Below are 22,231 nucleotides of genomic sequence, written 5' to 3'. Positions count from 1 at the left end.
GGAAAAGTCATGAGCGAATTGATTGAGAAAACCGAGGGCCAGTGCCCCGTGGCGCACGGCCAGAAACCCACCGGCCGCAGGACCAACCGGGACTGGTGGCCGAACCAGCTCAACATCAACATCCTGCATCAGCATTCCGCCTCGTCCAATCCGATGGGCGAGGCCTTCAACTACGCCGAGGAGTTCAAGAAGCTCGATCTCGCGGCCATCAAGAAAGATCTCTACGCGCTGATGACCGATTCGCAGGAGTGGTGGCCGGCCGACTACGGCCATTACGGGCCGCTGTTCATCCGCATGGCCTGGCACAGCGCCGGCACGTACCGCACCGGCGACGGCCGCGGCGGCGGCGGGCGCGGCAGCCAGCGTTTCGCGCCGATCAACAGCTGGCCCGACAACGTGAATCTCGACAAGGCGCGCCGGCTGCTGTGGCCGATCAAGCAGAAGTACGGCCGCCAGATCTCGTGGGCCGACCTGATGATCCTGGCCGGCAACTGCGCGCTGGAATCGATGGGCTTCAAGACTTTCGGCTTCGCCGGCGGGCGCGCTGACATCTGGGAGCCGGAAGAGGAAATCTACTGGGGCGCCGAGGGCGAATGGCTGGGCGACCAGCGCTATTCCGGCGAACGCGACCTCGAAAACCCGCTGGCCGCCGTCCAGATGGGCCTGATCTACGTCAACCCTGAAGGGCCGAACGGCATGCCGGACGCGGTGGCTTCCGGCAAAGACATCCGCGAAACCTTCGCGCGCATGGCCATGAACGACGAAGAGACCGTCGCGCTCGTCGCCGGCGGGCACACCTTCGGCAAATGCCATGGCGCGGGCGATGCCAAGCTGGTCGGCCGCGAGCCGGAGGGCGCCGCGCTTGAGGAGATGGGCCTCGGCTGGAAGAGCAGCCACGGGTCCGGCAAGGGCGGCGATGCCATCGGCAGCGGCATCGAGGGCGCCTGGACGCCGACGCCGATCACCTGGGACATGAGCTATTTCGACACTCTCTTCGGGTATGACTGGAACCTGGTGAAAAGCCCGGCCGGCGCCTACCAGTGGGTGCCCTCGGACCCCGCCGCCAAGACCACCGTGCCGGACGCCCACGATCCCAAGAAGCGCCACGCCCCGATGATGACGACGGCCGACCTGGCGCTTCGCATGGACCCGATCTACGCGCCGATCGCCAAGCGCTTCCATAAGGACCCGGAGGCCTTCGCCGACGCCTTCGCGCGGGCTTGGTTCAAGCTGACCCATCGCGACATGGGCCCCAAGTCGCGCTACCTCGGCGCCGAGGTGCCGGCCGAGGACCTGATCTGGCAGGACCCCGTCCCCGCCGTCGATCATCCGCTGATCGAGGAAAAGGACATCGCGGCGCTCAAGGCCAAGGTGCTGGAAACCAAGCTGTCGATTTCCGAGCTGGTCAGCACCGCCTGGGCCTCGGCGGCCACCTTCCGCGGTTCCGACAAGCGCGGCGGGGCCAATGGGGCGCGCATCCGCCTAGCGCCTCAGAAGGATTGGGCGATCAATCAGCCGGACCAACTGGCCCGCGTGCTGCAAACCCTGGAAGGCGTGCAAAAGGCCTTCAACGGCGCGCAGTCCGGAGGCAAGAAGGTGTCGCTGGCCGACCTCATCGTGCTGGCCGGTTGCGCGGCCGTCGAGCAGGCGGCCAAGAACGCCGGGCACACCGTCACCGTTCCCTTCACGCCGGGGCGCACCGATGCCTCGCAGGACGAGACCGACGTCGAGTCCTTCAGCGTGCTCGAACCGGTCGCCGACGGCTTCCGCAACTATCTCAAGCGCCGCTTCACCACGTCGCCCGAGGAGATGCTGCTCGACAAGGCGCAGCTCCTCACCCTGACGGCGCCCGAGATGACGGTGCTGGTCGGCGGCATGCGCGTGCTCGGCGCCAACGTCGGGCACTCCACGCACGGCGTCTTCACCCGCCGGCCCGAGACACTGACCAACGACTTCTTCGTCAACCTCCTGGACATGGGCACGGCGTGGAAGCCGACGTCTGACACCCGCGAGACCTTCGAGGGGCATGATCGCAAAACCGGCGAGCTCAAGTGGACCGGCACCCGCGTCGACCTCGTCTTCGGTTCGCACTCCCAGCTCCGGGCCCTCGCGGAAGTCTACGCATCCGAGGATTCGCGCGAAAAGTTCGTGCGCGACTTCGTGGCGGCGTGGAACAAGGTCATGAACCTCGATCGCTTCGACCTCGCCTGATCTCGGGAGAGGCCCTCGAGCGGACTATAGGGGGCCTTCTCCACCAGCTTGGGATCGAGGCTTCCCAAAAGCATACCGGGCGGACCCCTGCGGTCCGCCCATTGCTTTTTCAAATCATGAACGACGGTCGGCGGGCCTATCGGCGGCGGGAAACGCCGAACGCCGCTACTGCTTCTCGCGCAGCCACAGGCCCAGCAGGGCGCGTTCCTCGGGATTCATGGCGGTGACATTGCCCAGCGGCATGGTCCGGGTGTGAACCGCCTGCTGGCCGATCTTGTCGGCCCATTGGCGGATCTGGTCGGGCGTTTCCAACGTCACCTCCTTCGGCGGGGCGTCGAACCCCTCGAAGGTCGGCCGGGCGGCGTGGCAGGCGACGCACCGCGCCTGGATGATCGCCTGCACGGCGGCGAAAGGAACGGCCGACGGTTCCCCTTCCTCGCCGGCCTCCGATGCGACCGGCGACGCCGAGGCGCCTCCGTCGTCCCGGGTGGCCGTAGCCGCCAACACCAGGCCGGCGAAGCAGGCGCCGGCCACCGGCAGCATCCAGGCCCGGGCGCGGCCGGTATGGCGCAGCACGAAGACCTGCCGCACCACCGCTCCCAGCGCCGAGAGCGCCAGCAGCAGGACCCAATTCCACGGATGCCCGGTCACCAGCGCATAATGGTTCGAGATCATCAGGAACAGGACGGGCAGCGTGAAATAGGTATTGTGCACGCTGCGCTGCTTTCCCGCTCGGCCAAGCGCCGGGTCGGGAATTTCGCCCCGCAGCATCTGCGCCACCACCTTCCGCTGGTTGGGGATGATGGTGAAGAAGACGTTGGCGACCATGATGGTGCCAATCGCCGCGCCGACATGAATGAACGCCGCCCGGCCGGACAGCACCTGGGTGAGTCCGTACGCCAGCAAGGCGACCAGCACCGCCACCGCGATGGCCAGCGCGCCGTCGTTGCGCCCCAGCGGCGAGCGGCACATCAGGTCGTAGATCACCCACGATCCGGCCAGCGTGCCCACCCCGATCCCGACCGCCGCCAGCGGCGAAAGCGGGCTGTCGGACGGCAGCATGTAGATGTCCGCCCCCAGGTAGTAGACGAGGATCAGCAGCGCCACCCCGGACAGCCACGTCGAGTAGGCTTCCCATTTGAACCAGTGCAGCCTTTCCGGCAGGTTCGGCGGCGCCACCTTGTACTTCCGGGCGTTGTAGAAGCCGCCGCCGTGGACCATCCACACCTCGCCCTGAAGGCGCTTGCGCTCCGGGTCCTCGGACGTCGGCTCCAGGCTGTCGTCCTGCCATACGAAGTAAAAGGAGGCGCCGATCCACGCCACGCCGACGATCAGATGAATCCAGCGCGCGGTCAGGCGCAGCCATTCGATATCGAAGCCATCCATGAACCGTCAGCTCCCCCGGTAGGTCGAATAGGCCCACGGCGACAGCAGCAGCGGCACGTGGTAGTGGGCTTCGGGATTGGCGACGGCAAACCGCAGGGGGATGCGGTCGAGAAAGGGCGGCGCGTCCGTCGCCTGCCCGATCCGCGCGAAATAGACGCCCGCATCGAAAAGCCATTCGTAGACACCGGCCTCCAGCGCGCTTCCCGCCAACGCCGGAGCATCGAGGCGCCCGTCGGCATTGGTGAGGAAACGGCCGAGCAGCCGGCGGTCGCCGTCGGCCTCGATCCTGAAAAGCTCGATGGGCAACCCCGCCGCCGGGCGTCCCGTGGCCGTGCACAGGACATGGGTCGTCAGCCGTCCGCTCGGCGCCGGGACGATCTTGGCCAGCAGCCGCATCCAGGCGATCTTCCCCACCTCCGCCAAGGCGGCGGCGATTTCCGTGGCCGGATCGTTGCCCAGCCGCCCCTCGTAGGCGGCGAGGATACGCGCCTTACCGGCGTGGCGGACCGCCATGATGAAGGGAAAGCCGAAGCGGGTCCGATAGGCCTCGTTCAGCGTTTGAAAGCGGCCCATCTCTTCGGTGGTCAGGCGATCCAATCCGGCGGTGGCCTGCTCGATCGAGGAGGCGGCCGTCAGATCTCCCGCCACGGCTGCCTTTCCCGCCAGGTCCGGATGTGCCCGCAACAGGCCCAGGAGTGCCTCTTCCGGCGCCTCGGCGACGACGGCCTGCATCGCCGCGTGCAGCGCGGTCACCGACGCAAACGGCTTGCGCTCCAAGGCGGTGCCGGCAATCCAGGGCGAATGCTCGTAGATGTCGCCCAGGCACGCAGCGAATTCATCCCTGTCCAGCGTATTCAGGAACTCGAGGGTCAGGCGGCTGTCACATCGGGCCTTGTCGGGCATCGGTTCTTCCTTCGGGATGGTCGCCCTTTATGGTTGCAAACGTCGTGCCATTACGACGACCGCAGGCTCAGCAACTCCGCCGCCACCGAGATAGCGATCTCGGCCGGCCGCTTGCCGCCAACACCGGGAAGGCCGATCGGGCAGATGACCGCCTCGAGGGCGTCGTCCGGCACGCCCATCCTGCGCAGGCGGGAGCGGAAATTCGCCCACTTGGACTTCGACCCGATCAGGCCGATGGAGGCCAGGTCGTCACGTGCCAGCAGTGCGTCGATGATCTCGAAGTCGCGGCTGTGGCTATGGGTCATGACCCGCACGTGCATCCCGGCCGGCAGGGCAGCAACTTCGGCGGCGGGATCGGTGACGATGCGCAGCGGCGTGCGCCCCGGCAGCGGTTCGTTCAGCAGTTCCGGTCGCTCGTCGATCCACAAGACGTAGGTGTCCGTTCCTTCCAGCAGGCGGACCAGGGCGCGGCCGACGTGACCGGCGCCGAACAGGGCCAACCGCAGGGTCGGCACCATCAGGGGTTCGAACAGCAGCGTCGTCGCCCCACCGCAACACTGATCCTGTTCGATGCCGAGGATCTGCTTTTCCAGGATGGGCTCAGCCGCGCCCTCCGCCAGCAGACGGCGCGCCCTGTCGATGGCCTGGTGTTCCAGCGTTCCGCCGCCGATGGTGTCGGCTTGGCCGTCGGCGGTGACCACCATCTTCGTTCCCGCCGCGCGCGGGGTCGATCCCTGGGCGGCAACCAGGGTCACCAGCACATGGGGAATGCCTTGGGCCTCCAGGTCGATCAGCGCCTGGCGCCAGTCAGCCTGTTTGGAATCCCTGTCATGCATGCTCGTTGGCCGTGTCTTTCGTTTCCGCCGCCGCCCGGGCCGCCATGACGGCCCACAAGATACGCTCCGGCGTCGCCGGGGCGTGGAGGTCGGGAACGTAGCCGGCGGGCGCCAGCGAGGCGACGGCGTCGCGCAGTGCCAGCCACACCGAGATCGCCAGCATCAGCGGTGGCTCCCCCACCGCCTTCGAGCGGAAGACCGTGGGCGCCTCGTTCGGCGCGTCCGCCAGCAAGTCGACCCTAAAATCGAGCGGCAGGTCGCGCCCCGTGGGGATCTTGTAGGTCGAGGGGGCATGGGTGAGCAGTCGTCCGTCCTTGTCCCAAACCAGTTCTTCGAGGGTCAGCCAGCCCAGTCCCTGGATGAAGCCTCCTTCGACCTGACCGCGGTCGATGGCCGGGTTCAGCGAGGCCCCGACGTCGTGCAGGATGTCGGTCCGGAGGGCCTTCCATTCGCCGGTCAGGGTATCGATGGCGACCTCGGATACCGCCACCCCGAGGGCGAAATAGAAGAAAGGGTGCCCGCGCATGGTGGCCAAATCGAAATGGATCTTCGGCGTCCGGTAATAGCCGGTCGAAGAAAGGGAAATCCGGGCCGTATAGGCCATGCGGACCAGTTCGGCGAAGGTCACGGCATGGTTGCCCGCGCGGACCATGCCGTCGGCGAAGGTCACGTCGTCGGCGGCGACGCCGAAATGCTCCGCCGCGAACCCGACCAGCCTTCCCTTGATGGTTTCGGCCGCCGCCAGCGCCGCCATGCCATTGAGATCGGAACCCGAGGAGGCCGCGGTAGCCGAGGTGTTCGGCACCTTGTCGGTGGTCGTGGCGGTGACCTTGATGGTGTCGAGCGGCACCGAGAAGACCTCCGCCACCACCTGCGCGACCTTGACGAACAGGCCCTGCCCCATCTCGGTCCCGCCGTGGTTCAGGCGGATCGAGCCGTCGGCGTAGACGTGGATCAGGGCGCCGGCCTGGTTCAGCTCGACCTTGTTGAACGAGATTCCGAACTTCACCGGCGACAGAGCCAGGCCCTTGCGGATGACCGGGCTGGCCGCGTTGAAGGCATCGACGGCCTTTCGCCTTGCGGCGTAGTCGGCCGAAGCCAGGATGCGCTCGACCATGCCGAGCAGCCGAAAATGCTCGACCCGCTGGTGATAGGGGGTAAGGTCGCGCGCCGTGCCGGGCGCATAGAAGTTCAGGCGCCGCACATCGAGCGGATTGCGGCCGAGCGAGCGGGCGATCTGGTCCATCATCGCCTCGGCGCCGATCATCCCCTGCGGCCCCCCGAATCCCCGGAAAGCGGTGTTGGACTGGGAGTTGGTCTTGCAGGCCAGGCCGCGCAGCCTGACGTGCGGATAGAAATAGGCGTTGTCGGCGTGGCTGAGCGCCCGCGAGATGACGGCGGGCGAAAGGTCGACGGACCAGCCGCAGCGGGCGGCGAGGTCCATGTCGACGGCAAGGATGCGGCCATCCGGCTCCACCCCCACCCGCCAGCGCAGCAGGAAATCGTGGCGCTTGCCGGTGACGATCATGTCGGTGTCGCGATCCAGGCGCAGCTTCACCGGTCGCCCTGTCCGCCGCGCCAGGATGGCGGCGATGCCGGCGATCAGGGTCGCCTGGCTTTCCTTGCCGCCGAAGCCGCCGCCCATGCGCCGTACCTCGACGGTCACGGCGTGCTGCGGAACGTCCAGAAGGCGGGCCACCAGATGCTGCACATCGGTCGGGTGTTGGGTGGCGCTGTGCACCACCATGTCCCGGTCTTCCTGGGGGACCGCCAGGGCGACTTGCGTTTCCAGGTAGAAGTGATCCTGGCCGCCGACCTCCAGTTCCCCGGTGAGCACGATGGGGGCCGTGGGCAGAACCGTTTCCGCCGTACCCCGGCGCATTTCCACCGGCTTGCGCAGCCAATGTTCGCTTTCGTAGGCGGCGCGCAGGTCGAGCACCGCCGGCAGCGGCTCTCCCTCGATGCGCACCAGCAAGGCCGCGCGACGGGCCAGGGCGGGAGTTTCGGCGGCGACGGCGGCAATCGGATGCCCGATGTATTCGACGACGTCCTTTGGCAGTAACGGCTCGCCCGGCACAATGGGCCCGATGTCATTGACCCCGGGGATGTCGGCCGCCGTCACCACCGCGTAAACGCCGGGCAAAGCCAGCGCCGGCTGAGCGTCGATGGCCGTCAAGCGGGCATGTGCCCACGGGCTGACGACGAGATGCGCGTGCAGGCAGCCCTTGGGTTCGGGCAAGTCATCGACATAGCGGGCCTCGCCGGTCACGTGCTTGACGGCGCTGTCGTGGGCAACCTCGACGTGCACCCGGCGCGACGTGGCGGAAGCGGGGATGGAATCGGGGCTCATGCCACCTCCTCCAAGTCGCCCAGAGTAGACGGCACGCCGTCGGGTCCCGCCGTTTCCCACCACAGGCGTTCCAGCAGATTGACGCAGACGGCGGTGCGATAAGCGGCGCTGCCCCGGGCATCATCGATCGGGCTCACCGAACGGCGCACCGCCGGCGCGGCGGCCCGGACCGTTTCCAGGCTCCACACACGGCCCGTCAAGGCCGCCTCGACGTCGCGCGCCCGCACCGGACGATCCGCCACCCCGCCATAGGCCACACGCACCCCGACGACCCGGCCGTCCGCAACCTCCAGGGCGAAGGCGGCGGACACCGCCGAGATGTCCTGGTCGATCCGCCGGGCCACCTTATAGACGCAAACCCACGTCTTCGGGTCGGGGATGGGCACCCGCACGGCGGCGATGATCTCGCCCGCCGCCAGCACCGTCTTGCGGTACCCGACAATGAAGTCCTCCATCGGAATGCTCCGCCATCCCTGTACAGAAATGGTCTCGACAGTCGCGCCGAGTGCGATGAGGGGCGGCAGGGTGTCGCCGATCGGCGAGGCATTGCCGATGTTGCCGCCGAGCGTTCCCATGGCACGGATCTGCGCGGCGCCGATGCGGCGCACCATCCCGCCGAACGCGGGCGCCAGGGCGGTGATGGCCTCCAGGGCGTCGGTATAGGAGACGGCGGCGCCGATCACCGTGTCCGCCCGGTCCCGGCGGATTTCATGCAGTTCGGGGACGTGGGCAAGCGACAGCACGCAGGCCGGTTCCTCGTGGCGCTTGGTGACGCGCAGCCCGAGATCCGTGCCGCCGGAGAGAATCCATGCCTCGGGATGCTCCTCCAACACCGCCAGGGCGGCATCCAGGGACTGGGGGGCTGCGAAACGCCGACCGTCCGCCCGATAGTCTAGGGGTTCGGCGCGGTCCGCGCAAAGGGCGGCGGCCATGGCCGCCTCGTCGGGCGTGGCCGCGACGATCGGCAGGGTCCGGGCCGCCTGGAGAATCGGCTGGTAGCCGGTGCAACGGCAGAGGTTCCCGGCGATGGCGTCGAGAATCGTTTCGTCGTCCCTCTCCGGCCGGCGGGACAGAGCGGCCAGGGCAATCGCGAAGCCTGGCGAACAGAAGCCGCATTGGGTGCCGTGGGTCTCGGCCAACGCTTTTTGGGCCGGATGCGGCACGCCATCGGCCCCGACCAGCCCTTCGGCCGTGACGACGGCACAGCCGTCCACCTGCGGCACCATCAGGATGCAGGAATTCACCGCCAGCCAGGTCAGGGACCGGCCGTCGGCCGCCGGCACGCCGAGGAGGACGGAGCAGGCGCCGCAATCCCCTTCCGCACACCCCTCCTTGACGGCGGTCAGGCCCTGCGAACGCAGCCAATCGAGCAGCATCGTGTGGGGCGCGATGCCGGTAATGCGCCGTGGTTGGCCGTTCAGAAGAAATCGTATGTCGGTCCGCATGGGAGCATCCGCTGCTGGCGATCCGTGTATATGGGAACGTTTACGTGCAAACAGTCGATTTTGGCCGGAAATCGGCCCCGGTCAAACCGAATTCGCATCCATCCTCCGGCCGGCTTCACAGATCGACGACCACGAAACACGGCGCCGGAAGGAACGCCACCCGGAACGCACCCGCCCGTCGGCGGCGATTGCACTTCAAAAAAAAGTGCATACCCTCAATAGGCTACGGGCCGATTTTCCGGCATGCCGCGGCTCATATCGGAGGAGTGGCTTCAGATGCTCAAGGAATTCAAGGAATTCGCCCTTAAGGGCAACATGCTCGATCTCGCCATCGGCATCATCATCGGTGCCGCCTTCGGCGCCATCGTCTCGTCGCTGGTCGACGACATCATCATGCCGCCGATCGGCCTCATCCTCGGCGGCGTCGATTTCTCCCAGCTTTTTGTCGTTCTCAAGGGCGAAGGCGACTTCAATACGATCCAGCAGGCAAAGGAGGCCGGGGCGGTTACCTGGAACATCGGCCTCTTCATCAACGCGGTGATCAAGTTCCTGATCGTCGCCTTCTCCGTCTTCCTGCTGGTCAAGGCGATCAACAAACTGATGCGCAAACAGGAGCCGAAGGCACCGGCGGCAGCGCCGCCACCCGAGGATGTCCGCCTGCTGCGTGAGATCCGCGACCTCCTCGCCGCCTCCGGGTCGCCGGCATCATAAGCCTGCTGAACGCCTTTTCAGCCGATGTCGTCGCGGATGCACGAGACGAAATGGTCGGGCTCGACCTCTCGCAAGGTCCGGGCTTCCGCCATTGAACAGGCGGGCGTGGCGAAGCGGCAGCGGGTCCGGAAGACGCAGCCCGAGGGCGGGTTGAGCGGGCTCGGGACATCGCCTTCGAGAAGGATGCGGTCGCGCTTGGCGTCGGGATCCGGGGTCGGAGCCGCCGACATCAAGGCCAGCGTATAGGGATGGCGCGGCCGCTCGTAGAGGTGCGCGCTCGACGCCATCTCCATGATGCGCCCGAGGTACATCACCGCCACGCGGTCGCTGATGAAGCGCACCACCGCCAGATCGTGGGCGATGAACAGAAGCGAAAGCCCCAGTTCGCGCTGCAGGTCGCGCAACAGATTGATGACCTGGGCCTGGACCGAAACATCGAGCGCCGAGACCGGCTCGTCGGCGACGATGAAGTCGGGCTCGACGGCCAGCGCCCGGGCGATGCCGATGCGCTGGCGCTGGCCGCCCGAGAATTCGTGTGGGAAGCGGTCCATGGCGTCGGCCGTCAGCCCGACCTTTTCGAGCAGCGCGGCGATGCGCTCGCGGCGTTCGCCGGGCGTTCCGATGCCATGCACGATGAAGGCCTCGGCGATCAGTTCACGGACCCGCTGGCGCGGATTGAGGCTGGCATAGGGGTCCTGGAAGATGATCTGCATGCGCCGCCGCTGCATCCTCATTTCGTGCGGGGCCAAGCCGGTGATCTCGTGGCCGTCGAACTGCACCGAACCGGCCGTCGGTTCGATCAGCCGCAGGATGGCGCGGCCGACTGTGGTCTTGCCCGAGCCGGATTCCCCAACCAGGCCGAGAACCTCGTGGCGGTTGACGTCGAAGGATACGTCGTCCACCGCCCTGACCCAGCCGACCGGCCGCTGGAGCAGGCCGCCGCGCACGGGAAAATGCTTGGCGAGGCCGCGCACCCGAAGCAGCGAGTCCGGCATCACAGATCCCTCCAGCGCCGGCAACGGGCGAAATGCCCGGACCCGACCTCTTCGAGAACGGGGTCCGCCGCCCGGCAGGCGGCCTCGGCATGGGAACAGCGCGGGGCGAAGGCGCAGCCCGGCTGGCGGTCGATCGGGCTGGGCAGGTTTCCCGGAATCGCATCGAGGCGCGCGTCGACGCCGGCATCGCCCTTCCCCAGGTGCGGCATGCAGGCCAGCAGGCCCCGTGTGTAGGGATGGCTGGGCGCCTTGAACAGCGTCCTGACGTCGCCCTCCTCGACGACCTGCCCGGCGTACATCACGACCACCCGGTGGGCGATTTCGGCGACGACTCCCAGGTTGTGGGTGATGAACAGGATGGCGGTGCCGGTGTCGCTTTGCAGGCGGCGCATGAGGTCGAGGATCTGCGCCTGGATGGTGACGTCGAGCGCCGTGGTCGGCTCGTCGGCAATCAGCATCATCGGCCGGCAGGCCAGCGCCATGGCGATCATCACGCGCTGACGCATGCCGCCCGACATCTGGTGGGGGTACTCATCGATGCGGCTCTCGGCGGCGGGAATGCCGACGAGGCGGAGGGCGTCGAGCGACTCGCGGCGGGCTTCCGCCCGTCCCAGGCCGCGATGGAACCGCAAGGCCTCGCCGATCTGATCGCCCACCGTATAGACCGGATTGAGCGAGGTCATCGGCTCCTGGAAGATCATGCTGATCTCGTTGCCGCGCACCCGGCGCATGGCACGTTCGTCGATCGTGCAAAGATCGGACACCGCCCCCGAACGCCCGCGGAACAGGATCTCGCCGCCGACGATGCGGCCGGGCGGCGTCGGGATCAGCCGCATGATGGACAGGCTGGTCACCGACTTGCCGCTGCCGGATTCGCCGACGATGGCCAGCGTTTCGCCGCGCTCGACTTTCAGCGAAACGCCATCGACCGCCCTGGCGACACCGCTGTCGGTCGCGAAGTGGGTTTGCAGGTCGCGGATCTCCAGGATCGCGTTGGCATCCATGCCCGGTCCGTTCCCCATCCTGTCTTGCGGCGCCCCGATCGCCTCACTTGCCTTCCGGCAGCGCCGCGATGCAGTCGATCTCCACCTGGATGCCGCTAAGCAGGCAGCCGATGGTGGTGCGGCTCGGCGGCTCGACGGCGAAAAATTCCCTGTAGACGTCGTTGTAGGTTTTGAAATTGCCGAGATCGGCCAGATACGCGTTGACCCGTACCACGTGGGCAAGGTCGGTGCCGGCCGCTTTCAGGATGATCTCCAGGTTGCGGATCGCCTGGCGGACCTCGCCCGCGAAATCCGGCGGAAGTTGGCCTGTCTTCGGATGATGGGGCCCCTGGCCCGACACGAAAACGAACCCGTTGGCGACGATCGCATGGCTGTACTGGCCGGCTGGCTTGGCGCCGTCCTTGGCGAAAATCGGCGTACGTTTGGTCATGATCTTTGTTCTCTCTTTCCCGGAAGTCAGCAGGTTTAATGGCGTGTGAGGACGCGTCCGGGGCGGACCCCGGTCGGCGTTCCGTCGCGCAGCAGGAAAGTGCCGGCGACGAGGACGTCGGTGATTCCCTTGGCCAAGCGGGTCGGCTCTTCGAAAGTCGCGCAATCGGTGATGGCGTCGGTGAAGAGCACCAGATCGGCGACCATGCCGGGGCGTACCAGGCCGCGGTCGAGCAGGCCGAACCGCTGGGCTGGGACGGCGGTCATGTGGCGCACCGCCTCCTCGATCGGCAGCCAGCCAAGATCGCGCGCGCAATGGCCGACATAGCGCGGAAAGCTGCCGAAGGCCCGCGGGTGCGGCTTGCCGCCTTCTCGCGGCAGGCTGTCCGAGCCCATCATGTGCAGCGGATGGGTCAGCGCGGTGCGCAGGTCCCTCTCGTCCAACTGGAACATGACGATGTTGGTGCGGCCCCGATCCTGCTGGATCAGCCAGACGACCGCATCGAATGGCGTGGTTCCACGACTTGCCGCGATGTCGGTCAGGGAACGACCCTCGACGGTCCGCAAGGCATCCTCCCCGACGCCGCCGATGCGGACGTTCTCCCAGCCGATCAGTAGAACCTTGGATTCCCATTCCGGATCGTTCGGCGCCTCACCCGTCTCGACGGCCCGCCTCAACTTGTCTCGCCCATCATCATCAGCCAAGCGCGCAAGCAGGGCCTCGATCCCGCCAGCCTGGGCGGACGGCGGCAACAGCTGGAGAATGGTGCTGGAGCCGGCCGGATAGGGATACATGTCGAAGCTGACGTCGATGCCGTCGCGGCGCGCCGTCTCCAGGCGCTCGATCGCGGCAGGCACGCTTCCCCAATACGGCCGGCCCGCCGCCTGAAGGTGGGAAAGCAGGCCGTTGGCGCCGCCGGCGCGCAACAGCGCCAGGAACTCGTCGACCGACGAGATCAATCCCCCTTCGTAGGACCGCACGTGGGCGGCCAGCAAAGCCTGATGGGAAGCGACGACCTCGGCCAGGCGAACCAGTTCCGCGGTGTCCGCCCAGGCGCTCGGCGGGTAGACCAAGCCGATGGACAGGCCATACGCCCCCTGGCGCAACTGGGCGTCGAGCAGCGCGGCCATGGCTTCGCGTTCGTCGGCCGTGGCCGGGCGCTGTTCCCACCCGAGGACGGCGAGCCTGAGGGCGGCGTGGCCGACCAGGGACAGCAGATTGATGGCGATGCCCGGCTTTTCCAGCGCCCGGCGGTAGGCTTCGAAATCCTCGAAGCTCTCGCCATCGCGCACGGTACCCAGCAGCGAGCCGAAATGGTCGCGCAGATAGGCGGCGCTCGCCGGAACCTGCGGGTAGAGGCCGAACGAGCAATTGCCGACGACGACGGAGGTAACACCCTGCCTTACCTTCTCCGGGCGGTCGGGCTGGCGCAGATAGACGAGATCGTCGTGGGCGTGGGTATCGATGAAGCCGGGCGCCAGATAGCGCCCATCGGCCTCGATCACCGTCGCTTCGCCGGCGTCGAGCCGGGCGCCGACTTCGGCGATATGGTCGCCGGCCACCCGCACGTCGCCCCGCCACCACGGCGCCCCGGTGCCGTCGACGATGCGGGCCTGGCGGATAAGAATGGAAGAATCTGTCATCATGTGACCTTCTGCAAACGGGGGTCCAAGGCGTCGCGCAGACCGTCGCCAACCATCTGGAGCGCCAGGACGGTCAGCACGATGGCGAAGCCGGGAAACAGGATCAGCCAATCGGCCTGGCGGATGTACTGCTGGGCGCCGGCGATCATGTTGCCCCAGGTCGGCGTCGTCGGCGGCACGCCCACGCCGAGGAACGACAGCGCCGCCTCCGTCAGGATGGCGAAAGCGAAGATGAACGTCGCCTGGACGATGATCGGCGACATCAGGTTCGGCAGCACGTGGACCCTGACGATGCGCGGCGTCGAAACGCCGAGCGCGGTCGCCGCTTCGACGAACGGCAGCTCGCGGATCACCAGCGTGGCGGCACGCACGACGCGCGCCACGCGCGGCGTATAGACGACGCCCAGGGCGAGAACGACGTTGAACAGCGATGGGCCCAGCGCCGCCAGGAAGGCGATGGCCAGCAGGATGTCGGGAAACGCCATCAGGGCGTCGGTGAAGCGCATCAGCGGGCCATCGAGAACCCGCACATAGCCGCCCAGCAAACCCAGCAGGGTCCCCATGACGGTGGCGAAGATCACCACCAGGAAGCTGACCAGCAGCGAGAGGCGCGCCCCCAGCATGATGCGCGCCAGGACATCGCGGCCGAACTCGTCGGTGCCCAGCCAGTGCGCGGCTGTCGGGGGCTTGAGCCGGTTGAGAATGTCCATCTTCATCGGATCGTAGGGCGTGATCCACGGCGAGGTGAGGGCAATGACCACGACTGTGACCAGCAGCCCCGCCGCGATCAGGGTCAGCGGGCGGCGCCCCAACTGGCGCAGAAGCATGACGGTCGGGGACCGGCTGTCCCAAAAACCGGGCTTGCGGGTTCCAGAGGCGGCGAGGCTGGGGGATTCGTTTGTCATCCCGGCCCCCTAGTACCGCACGCGCGGATCGACAACGGCGTAAAGAAGGTCGACCGCCAGATTGATCAGGACGTAAAGACCGGACACCACCAGCAGCGCCCCCTGGATTACCGGGTAGTCGCGCCTGAGCACCGCCGACACCACCAGATTGCCGACGCCGGGCAGGCCGAACACCGTTTCGGTGACGATGGCGCCGGCGATCATGACGGCGATGGTGAGCCCGATGATCGTCAGGATCGGGATGAGGGCATTGCGAAGCGCATGCTTCAGGATCACGGTCAACGGCGGCAGCCCCTTGGCCCGCGCCGTGCGGACGTAGTCCTCGTTCATGACGTCGAGCATGCTGGTTCGCGTGAAGCGCAGGATAAGGGCCGAATTGGGGATGCCGAGCGCGATCGCCGGCAGCACCAGATGGTGAAGGCGCTCGATCAGCGAGGCATCCGGCGGCCCGTAACCGGCAACCGGAAACCAATTCACATCAACAGCCAGGTAGCGGATCAGGGTGAGGCCGATCCAGAAGCTCGGCACGCTGGCGGCCAGCATGGCCAGCGCCACCGTCCCCTGGTCGACCAGCCGGCCGCGCTTGACCGCCGAGACAATGCCGATCGGCACCCCGATGATGACGGCGATCCCCACCGACATCAGCGTCAGGAAGGTGGTGAGTTCGGCGCGCTCGGCCAGGGCCTGGGTGACCGGGCGGTTGAGGAAGATCGAATCACCCAGATCAAAGGTGACGATCTGCTTGAGGTAGAGGGCGAACTGAGTCAGGAACGGCTGGTCCAGGCCCATCCGCGTACGCAACGCTGCCACATCCTCGGGCGTCGCCGCCGAACCCAGCATGACCACGGCCGGATCGCCGGGGATCACGCGAGCGATCACGAAGACCACGGCGGCGACGATCAGCATCACGAGAAACATGCCGACCAGCCGGCGCAGGACATAGGTAAGCATGGGTTCGTTCCCGAAAAGGCAGGAAGCCGGGGACGAGGACGGCCGCCTCGTCCCCGGCCAGCGTCGTCAGTTGGCGATTTCGGCGTTCCAGAAGAACGGCCACGGCATCGGCACGTAGCCCTTCAGCTTATCACTGGCAGCCGCCAGGTTGTAGAACTCGCCGACCTTGATGGTCGGGGCCTGCGTGTAGAACAGGCCCTGCAACGTGGCCCACTTAGCCTTGCGCTTGCTCTGGTCCATCTCGGTGTTGAAGGCGGTCAACGCTTCGCGTTTTTCGGGCGTATCCCACCAGCCCGGGTAGGCCGGATTGACGAAGGTGATCAGCGACGGTTCGGGCACGAAGGTGTGGTAGGTGAAGAAGGCGTCCCACTGCTTTTGGTCGCCGCGCTTCTGCATCAAGGTCGCCCAGTCGAGAACCTGGAGATCCACCTTGAAGCCGGCCTGCTCGAGCTGGGCCTGGGCAACCAGGCTCATCTTGTAGAGGAAGTCGTACTGGGTGGAGGTCAGGATGCGCACCGGCTCGCCCTTGTAGCCGGCGGCCTTCAGCAACTCCGCCGCCTTCTTGGGGTTGTTCTGGTTGTAGGGCTTGGCGCTGGCCTCGTCGTAAAACGCCGTACCCGGCGCATAGACCGAACCTTCGAGCGCGAAGAAGCCCGGATCGCCAAAGGCGGCGAGCAGCATGTCCTTGGGCCCGAGGGCGGTCAGCACCGCCTGGCGCAGACCTTGATTGGTGAAGGGGCCCGCCTTGCTGTTCATGATCATCAGCGGGAAACCGAACGGCTTCACCACGATCGGTTTGATGCCTTTGGCGTCCTTGAGGCGCGGCAGCATCTCGGCCGGCAGCGAGTCGGCAAAATGGTATTGGCCGGCCACCATGCCTTCGACGCGTGTCGTCGCGTTGGGCACCGGAACGAAGCGGATCTCGTTGATCTTGGCGACCCGCTTGCCGCCGTATCCGTTAGCCTCGCCCTGCGGCGACACATAGCCGTCGAAGCGAACCAGGCGGAGGTACTGATCGGGCTTGTGTTCCAGAATCTTGTAGGGGCCGGTACCGACCAGGGCCTTCGGGGCATTGGTGCCGTCGATGACCGATTTCGGCATGATCGCCGCGGCGCCGTTGTTCATCGCCAGCAGCGAGGTCAGCGGCGCAAACGGCGTCTTGAGCGCGATGACGACGGATTTGGCGTCTTTCGCCGTGATCGATTCGATGGCCGAGGTAGTCGTCTTGCCGCGCGGCGAAACCTTGGTCCAGCGATCCAGAGAGGCGACGACGTCGTCTGCGGTCATCGTCGTGCCGTCCTGGAACTTCACGTCGCCACGCAACGGAATGGTGAACGTCTTGTTGTCCGCCGACAGGACCGGCATGCCGGAAGCCAGCAGCGGCATCACCTTCCATTCCTTGTCGAAGGTATAGAGGGTTTCGAACACATGTTGGGTGATGATGCTGACGAGATCAGCGGTGACGCCGACCGGATCGAGGCTCGCCGGCTCGCCGACGGTGGCCACGATGACGACGCTGTCCTTGGCGGCCGGTTGCTGCGCCCAGGCAGTCCCGCAGCCGGCGGTGAACACCGCGCCGGCCACGGCAGTGACAAGAAGCGATCGCACAGACGATTTCATCGTCTTTCCCCTTTCCTGATGAACCTCTCTGCCGACACGCCCCGCCGCACCTCCATGCGCCGGAACAGACATGTCCAGTATTCCGGACATCATTCTAACAAGTCGGACAAATGAACGATATCGCGGACATCCCGGCTTGGCAAGGTCAACTTGGGGCCGCCGCCCGGCTCAGTCAGGCCATTTGAGGACGGCTTCGACCCGCCCCTTTCGGCGCTCGGAAAGACTGACGACAAGGCCGTCCCGCCGGTGTCGTGCCGACGACACCTCTTCTTCGATCCGCCGTCCGACGACGTTCGCTTCCTCGACGGTCACGTTGCAGGGATCGAGGAAGAAACAACCGTGCTCTATCAGGTCGTCGCGCACCTGAATCGACGGCTGTCCGGCGGCCAGCCGATCGGCCAATTCCCAGGCGTAGAGCCCGGCTTCCTCGGCGATAATCGTAATTTTCAGCCGGTCGATGGGATTGCCCGTCCAGTCCGGGTGGATCTCGAGGCGCAATCCCGGCACGCTCGCCAGGATCTCCATCCAACGGCGGACGTGACCAAGCTCGCGCCCGCGCGCGGCGGCATGGTCGTGCCGTTCCCAGGCTTCGAGGGCCGCCAGGGTGCCGACGATCCCCTCCTTGCCGACCTTCATGGGACGGCCGATGCCCCGGTTCTGAAGATAGGCCGCCCGCACCACGTCCTTGCGGCCGGCGACGATGCCGGCGGTGGGCCCGCCCAGGAACTTATGGCCGCTGTAGATCACAAGGTCGGCCCCCAAGGCGATGGGGCCCCTGAGATCGTATTCGCTGGCCATATCGACGATAACGGGCACGCCCCGCTTCTTGCAGATGCCGACAAAGTCGGCCAGCAGCATCTGGCCTTCCTGCACCACATGATGGGACACCACGAACAGGGCGGCGGCGGTCTTCTCGCCGATGCGATCCTCCAGATGGAAGGTCTCGACCCTGGCCGCCGTGCCCAACGGCACCAGCCGCGCCCCGGTGATCGAGACCGACTGCTCGATCGGCGCCCCGTAATGCACCAGATGGCCGGCCTGGACCAGAACCTCGTCGGGCAACCCTTCGACATCGGGAAGGCGCTCGATGCGCGCCAAATTCGTCCCCGTCACGCAGGCCGCGACACCAAGGCTCATGCCTGCCGCGCTGCACGCGGCGACGAAGCCGGCCTCGGCTCCGGTAAGCCGGGCGATGACGCGGCTGGCCCGGGCCTGCAGTTCATCGATGCGCACGAACTCGGACTGGATGGCGGCGCCGGCCTCGATCGCTTCGGGCACCACCCGCGAGGCGCCGAGCGAGGTCATCGTTCCCGATGCGTTGATGACCGGGGTCAATCCGTACCGCCGGAAAAGATCTTCAGCCGTCATCGCCGTCTCCTCCGAGTGCACCGGCCTTTCCTGCTCACGCCGGGGCCGATCGCCCTCCCCTCAAAACGTCGGACAGCGCCTCCGCCTCGCCGGTCAAGGCCTCCTTCAGCGCATCGAAACGCCGGTAGGCGTCCTCGCGCGGCACCACTAGGCAAAGGGTGGCGACGCATTCCCGCTTTTCATTGATGACGGCGGCGGCGAAACAGTGGGTGTAGCTGTCAACGATGGTGTCGCAGGAGAAAAACCCGACTTCGCTGGCGACGCGAACCTCGTCCAGGAACTTCGTCGTCGGCAAGGGCCTGCCGTCGGGAAGGATGAAATCCTTTTCCGGGATCAGCTTCAGGATTTCCCCGTCCGTCAGGTGAGAAACCAGAAGCCGTCCCGATGCCGTCCACGGCAACGCAATGGTCTCGCCGACGTTGCTGCTGATTTTGAAGTGACGGACGCCGTGATCCATCATGATGACGGCGTACTTGTCGCCCTGCATCACGCAGAGCTGCGAGGTCTCGCCGGTTTTCTCGGTCAAGGACTTGAGATGCTTGCCGGCTTCGCGCGTCAGGTCGAAGCGCTCGGTGTAGGCCAGCCCGTAAAAATAGAGCCGGCGGCCCAGGAAAACGCGCCCCTCGTCGTCGAAAACCTCGAGCATCTGCTCTTGCAGCAGATGGTCGGCGATTTCGTAGACGGTGGACCGCGGCGCCCCGATTCCCTTGGCGATCTCGTTCACCCTCAAGGGGCGGCCCTGGCGATAGAGGTAGTCGAGAATGTGGACGACCCGGTCGATTCCACGGGCGCGTGGCGCACTCTTGGCGACCGACCCCGGCCTTTCGGTGATCGCCATCCGCTCTTCGCCTCCAACCGCTATCTGCTTGTCCATTGGGCCTCCCCCACCGAAGTCGTTGTCAGTCCTTCGCCTTGTAGGCGACGCAGTCGATCTCGACCTTGCAGTCGACCATCATTGAGGACTGCACGCAAGCGCGCGCCGGCGGATTGTCGCCGAAGTATTCGGCGTAGACCGCGTTGAAGGCCGCAAAGTCGCGGGCATCGTCGAGCCACACGCCGGCCCTGATCACGTGCTCCGGCCCATAGCCGGCCTCCTTGAGGATGGCGATGACATTCTTGATCGCCTGATGAGCCTGGGCAACGATGCCGCCATCGATGACCCGGCCTTCCACCATCGCAACCTGCCCCGACACGTAAAGCCAGCCGTCCGCCTCGACCGCCCGGGCAAAGGGCAGTGGGCTGCCGCCGGCGCCTTTCTGGCCGCTGCCGTACCGTTTGATCGTCATGTTTTCCTCCTTCACCTCGTGCGGCTCGACACCCGGCCGTCAGAACGAACTGTTCTTGAGAAATTCGGCCAGCCGTGGCGTCTTCGGGTTGTTGAACATCTCGGACGGCGGGCCTTCCTCGCCGATCCGGCCCTCGTTCATGAAGATGATGCGGCGCGACACCTCGTAGGCGAAGCGCATCTCGTGGGTGACGATCAGCATGGTCATGCCGTCGCGGGCCAGGTCCTTGATGACGTTCAGGACTTCGTTGACCAGCTCGGGATCGAGCGCCGACGTCACCTCGTCGAACAGCATCAGCTTGGGGTTCATGGCGATGGCCCGCGCGATGGCCACCCGTTGCTGCTGGCCGCCCGAAAGCTGCCCCGGATAGTGGTCCCGGCGGGCGAGAAGACCGACCCGATCGAGCCAGCGCTCGGCGATGGCCACCGCCTCGTCCTTCTTCATGCCGCGCACCTTGATCAGGCCGAGGGTGACGTTCCTGAGCGCGCTGAGATGGGGAAACAGGTTGAAGGTCTGGAACGCCATGCCTGTGAGGGCGCGGTGCCTGGCGACGGTGGAGTTGGGCAACCGCACTCGTCGCCCTCCCTTCAGCGCGTAGCCGATTTCCTGTCCATCGATGACGATGCGCCCCTCGTGGAAATCTTCCAGCAGGTTGACGCAGCGCAGCAGGGTGGTCTTGCCCGACCCGCTGGAGCCGATGATCGACACCACGTCGCCGGCGTTCATCCGAAAATCGACCCCGCGCAGGACCTCGAGATGATCGAATTTCTTGTGCAGGTTCTCGATAACCAGAAGCGGGTCAGCCATGGCGGTCCATTCCGTTCCTCACGGGGTCAGTAAGCGGCGAGCCGGCGTTCGAGATAGCGCCCGAACCGCTCGATGGAAAAATCGATGGCGAAGTAGATAAGGCCGGCGAAGAAATAAAATTCCAGGCTCAGGAAATTGCGCGAGATGACCTGCTGCGTGGAGAGCAGCAGTTCGGCCACCCCGATGACCGAGAGCAGGGTCGAGGCCTTGACCATCTCGGTCGCGGCGTTGACCCAGGTCGGCAGGATCTGGCGCAGGGCCTGAGGCATCAGGACGTACTGGAACGTCTGGCGGAAGGTCAGGCCGATGGCCATCGCCGCCTCGGTCTGCCCGCGATGGATGGCCTGCAGCGCGCCGCGCACCATCTCGCCGACGTGCGAACTGCAGAAGACCGTGATGGCCAGCACCCCGGCCTGGAAGGCATTGAGCTGAATGCCGATGACCGAGAGGATGTAGAACGAGGCCAGGACCAGCACGAAGACCGGCGTGCCGCGGATGAAATCGACGTACAGGCGGACCAATAGTTTGAACGGCGCCCACGCGTAGACCAGCATCATGCCGACGAAAAGCCCGAGCACGGTACCGAACGCGACGGCCAGCGCCGAAACCGCGACCGTCAGTTGGAAGCCCTGCCACAGGGCCCCACGGGCGATCCACAATTCATTGAGAAACTGGGTGAATTCCATGGCCTCGCCCCCTATCGCGGGATCGCGAGCTTGCGCTCGACGCGCCGGAGGCCGGCAGCAATGACATAGCAGGCCACGACGTACATCAGGCTCGCCACCATCCAGGTCTCGATGACCCGGAAGGAGTTGACGTTGATCTGGCGGGCATAGAACGTCAGCTCGGGAACGGCGATCGCCGCCGCCAGCGAGGTGTCCTTGAAAAGCGAGATGAAATTGTTGCTGAGCGCCGGCAGCACGTTGCGGATCATCACCGGGATGATCACCCAGAGATTGGTCCGCCACTCGGTCATGCCGATCGCCAGGCCGGCTTCGCGAAGTCCGCGCGGCAGGGCGGCCAGTCCGCCGCGGAACACCTCGGTGAGATAGGCCCCGGCGTAGACGGTCAGGGTGACGACGAAGGATTCCACCTTGCCCAGACGGACGCCCATCTGGGGCAAGGCGAAAAAAGTGAAGAAAATGAGGACCAGGATGGGCGTGTTGCGGATCGCCGTGACGTAAACCACGGCGATCGTGCGCCACACCTTGTTCCGGGAGACCATGGCGAAGGCCGCGACCAAGCCGATCAGGCTGCCGAGAAAGATGGAAATCACCGCCAGCCCCAGGCCGAGCCCCAGTCCCGACAGCAGGAGATCGAAGCTCCGCCATACCGCGTCGAAGTTCAAACGGTAGTCCATGGCGCGGCCCTCGCCGATAG

Annotated in this window: 20 protein-coding genes; 2 read left to right on the top strand and 18 right to left on the bottom strand. The window is 66.2% G+C overall.

Going from position 1 to position 22,231, the window contains the following annotated elements:
* The first annotated feature begins 9 nt into the window (after nucleotides 1–9).
* Nucleotides 10–2,211 carry a catalase/peroxidase HPI gene (gene katG, locus ODR01_RS07435; protein WP_316976998.1) on the top strand — a complete coding sequence of 734 codons (2,202 nt, stop codon included), beginning with the start codon at nucleotides 10–12 and terminating at the stop codon, nucleotides 2,209–2,211.
* Nucleotides 2,212–2,376: 165 nt separating this feature from the next.
* On the opposite strand, the gene ODR01_RS07430 is transcribed toward katG, so the two are convergent.
* The 5 genes from ODR01_RS07430 to xdhA are packed head-to-tail and all read right to left on the bottom strand — an operon-like array spanning nucleotide 2,377 to nucleotide 9,131.
* On the bottom strand, nucleotides 2,377–3,597 hold the full coding sequence (locus ODR01_RS07430; protein WP_316976997.1) for a urate hydroxylase PuuD: 1,221 nt from the start codon (nucleotides 3,595–3,597) through the stop codon (nucleotides 2,377–2,379).
* Between the two features lie 6 nt (nucleotides 3,598–3,603).
* The gene (gene uraD / locus ODR01_RS07425; RefSeq protein ID WP_316976996.1) at nucleotides 3,604–4,500 is read right to left on the bottom strand and encodes a 2-oxo-4-hydroxy-4-carboxy-5-ureidoimidazoline decarboxylase; all 897 of its coding nucleotides are present in this window, start codon (nucleotides 4,498–4,500) and stop codon (nucleotides 3,604–3,606) included.
* A gap of 50 nt (nucleotides 4,501–4,550) precedes the next feature.
* Nucleotides 4,551–5,336 (bottom strand): xanthine dehydrogenase accessory protein XdhC, encoded by a 786-nt coding sequence (gene xdhC / locus ODR01_RS07420; protein ID WP_316976995.1) that lies wholly within the window; start codon nucleotides 5,334–5,336, stop codon nucleotides 4,551–4,553.
* The gene (gene xdhB / locus ODR01_RS07415; RefSeq protein ID WP_316976994.1) at nucleotides 5,329–7,686 is read right to left on the bottom strand and encodes a xanthine dehydrogenase molybdopterin binding subunit; all 2,358 of its coding nucleotides are present in this window, start codon (nucleotides 7,684–7,686) and stop codon (nucleotides 5,329–5,331) included. The genes xdhC and xdhB overlap by 8 nt, the downstream gene beginning before the upstream one ends.
* On the bottom strand, nucleotides 7,683–9,131 hold the full coding sequence (xdhA, locus tag ODR01_RS07410) for a xanthine dehydrogenase small subunit (RefSeq protein ID WP_316976993.1): 1,449 nt from the start codon (nucleotides 9,129–9,131) through the stop codon (nucleotides 7,683–7,685). The genes xdhB and xdhA overlap by 4 nt, the downstream gene beginning before the upstream one ends.
* Nucleotides 9,132–9,407: 276 nt before the next feature.
* Here xdhA and mscL point away from each other — a divergent pair, with 276 nt between their 5' ends.
* Entirely contained in the window at nucleotides 9,408–9,842 is a 435-nt protein-coding gene (mscL, locus tag ODR01_RS07405) for a large conductance mechanosensitive channel protein MscL (RefSeq protein ID WP_316976992.1), read from the top strand.
* A gap of 17 nt (nucleotides 9,843–9,859) precedes the next feature.
* On the opposite strand, the gene ODR01_RS07400 is transcribed toward mscL, so the two are convergent.
* From ODR01_RS07400 to ODR01_RS07340, 13 genes are all read right to left on the bottom strand, one after another.
* Complete coding sequence (locus ODR01_RS07400; RefSeq protein ID WP_316976991.1) at nucleotides 9,860–10,837, bottom strand: ABC transporter ATP-binding protein; 978 nt, start codon at nucleotides 10,835–10,837, stop codon at nucleotides 9,860–9,862.
* The gene (locus ODR01_RS07395) at nucleotides 10,837–11,841 is read right to left on the bottom strand and encodes an ABC transporter ATP-binding protein (RefSeq protein WP_316976990.1); all 1,005 of its coding nucleotides are present in this window, start codon (nucleotides 11,839–11,841) and stop codon (nucleotides 10,837–10,839) included. Before ODR01_RS07395 ends, ODR01_RS07400 begins: the two co-directional genes overlap by 1 nt.
* A gap of 43 nt (nucleotides 11,842–11,884) precedes the next feature.
* Entirely contained in the window at nucleotides 11,885–12,271 is a 387-nt protein-coding gene (locus tag ODR01_RS07390) for a RidA family protein (RefSeq protein WP_316976989.1), read from the bottom strand.
* Nucleotides 12,272–12,306: 35 nt separating this feature from the next.
* Nucleotides 12,307–13,917 (bottom strand): N-acyl-D-amino-acid deacylase family protein, encoded by a 1,611-nt coding sequence (locus ODR01_RS07385; protein ID WP_316976988.1) that lies wholly within the window; start codon nucleotides 13,915–13,917, stop codon nucleotides 12,307–12,309.
* Nucleotides 13,914–14,819 (bottom strand): ABC transporter permease, encoded by a 906-nt coding sequence (locus tag ODR01_RS07380; protein ID WP_316976987.1) that lies wholly within the window; start codon nucleotides 14,817–14,819, stop codon nucleotides 13,914–13,916. The genes ODR01_RS07385 and ODR01_RS07380 overlap by 4 nt, the downstream gene beginning before the upstream one ends.
* A 9-nt stretch (nucleotides 14,820–14,828) precedes the next feature.
* Entirely contained in the window at nucleotides 14,829–15,770 is a 942-nt protein-coding gene (locus ODR01_RS07375) for an ABC transporter permease (RefSeq protein WP_316976986.1), read from the bottom strand.
* Nucleotides 15,771–15,836: 66 nt separating this feature from the next.
* Nucleotides 15,837–17,390: an ABC transporter substrate-binding protein gene (locus tag ODR01_RS07370; protein WP_316976985.1), complete on the bottom strand. Its 1,554-nt coding sequence runs from the start codon at nucleotides 17,388–17,390 to the stop codon at nucleotides 15,837–15,839.
* Nucleotides 17,391–17,558: 168 nt separating this feature from the next.
* A complete protein-coding gene (locus tag ODR01_RS07365; RefSeq protein ID WP_316976984.1) occupies nucleotides 17,559–18,758 on the bottom strand; it encodes an aminotransferase class V-fold PLP-dependent enzyme in 1,200 nt (399 codons plus the stop codon).
* A 34-nt stretch (nucleotides 18,759–18,792) separates the two neighbouring features.
* Nucleotides 18,793–19,632, bottom strand: coding sequence for an IclR family transcriptional regulator (locus tag ODR01_RS07360; protein ID WP_316976983.1), 840 nt, complete (start codon nucleotides 19,630–19,632; stop codon nucleotides 18,793–18,795).
* A 25-nt stretch (nucleotides 19,633–19,657) separates the two neighbouring features.
* Entirely contained in the window at nucleotides 19,658–20,044 is a 387-nt protein-coding gene (locus ODR01_RS07355; RefSeq protein ID WP_316976982.1) for a RidA family protein, read from the bottom strand.
* Between the two features lie 39 nt (nucleotides 20,045–20,083).
* The gene (locus ODR01_RS07350; RefSeq protein WP_316976981.1) at nucleotides 20,084–20,851 is read right to left on the bottom strand and encodes an amino acid ABC transporter ATP-binding protein; all 768 of its coding nucleotides are present in this window, start codon (nucleotides 20,849–20,851) and stop codon (nucleotides 20,084–20,086) included.
* 26 nt (nucleotides 20,852–20,877) lie between these two features.
* Nucleotides 20,878–21,537: an amino acid ABC transporter permease gene (locus ODR01_RS07345; protein WP_316976980.1), complete on the bottom strand. Its 660-nt coding sequence runs from the start codon at nucleotides 21,535–21,537 to the stop codon at nucleotides 20,878–20,880.
* A gap of 11 nt (nucleotides 21,538–21,548) precedes the next feature.
* On the bottom strand, nucleotides 21,549–22,211 hold the full coding sequence (locus ODR01_RS07340) for an amino acid ABC transporter permease (RefSeq protein WP_316976979.1): 663 nt from the start codon (nucleotides 22,209–22,211) through the stop codon (nucleotides 21,549–21,551).
* Between the last annotated feature and the right edge of the window lie 20 nt (nucleotides 22,212–22,231).

The sequence above is a fragment of the Shumkonia mesophila genome (assembly GCF_026163695.1).
In the GTDB taxonomy this organism is placed as follows: domain Bacteria; phylum Pseudomonadota; class Alphaproteobacteria; order Rhodospirillales; family Shumkoniaceae; genus Shumkonia; species Shumkonia mesophila.
This window is presented reverse-complemented; position numbering and strand designations above follow the sequence as displayed.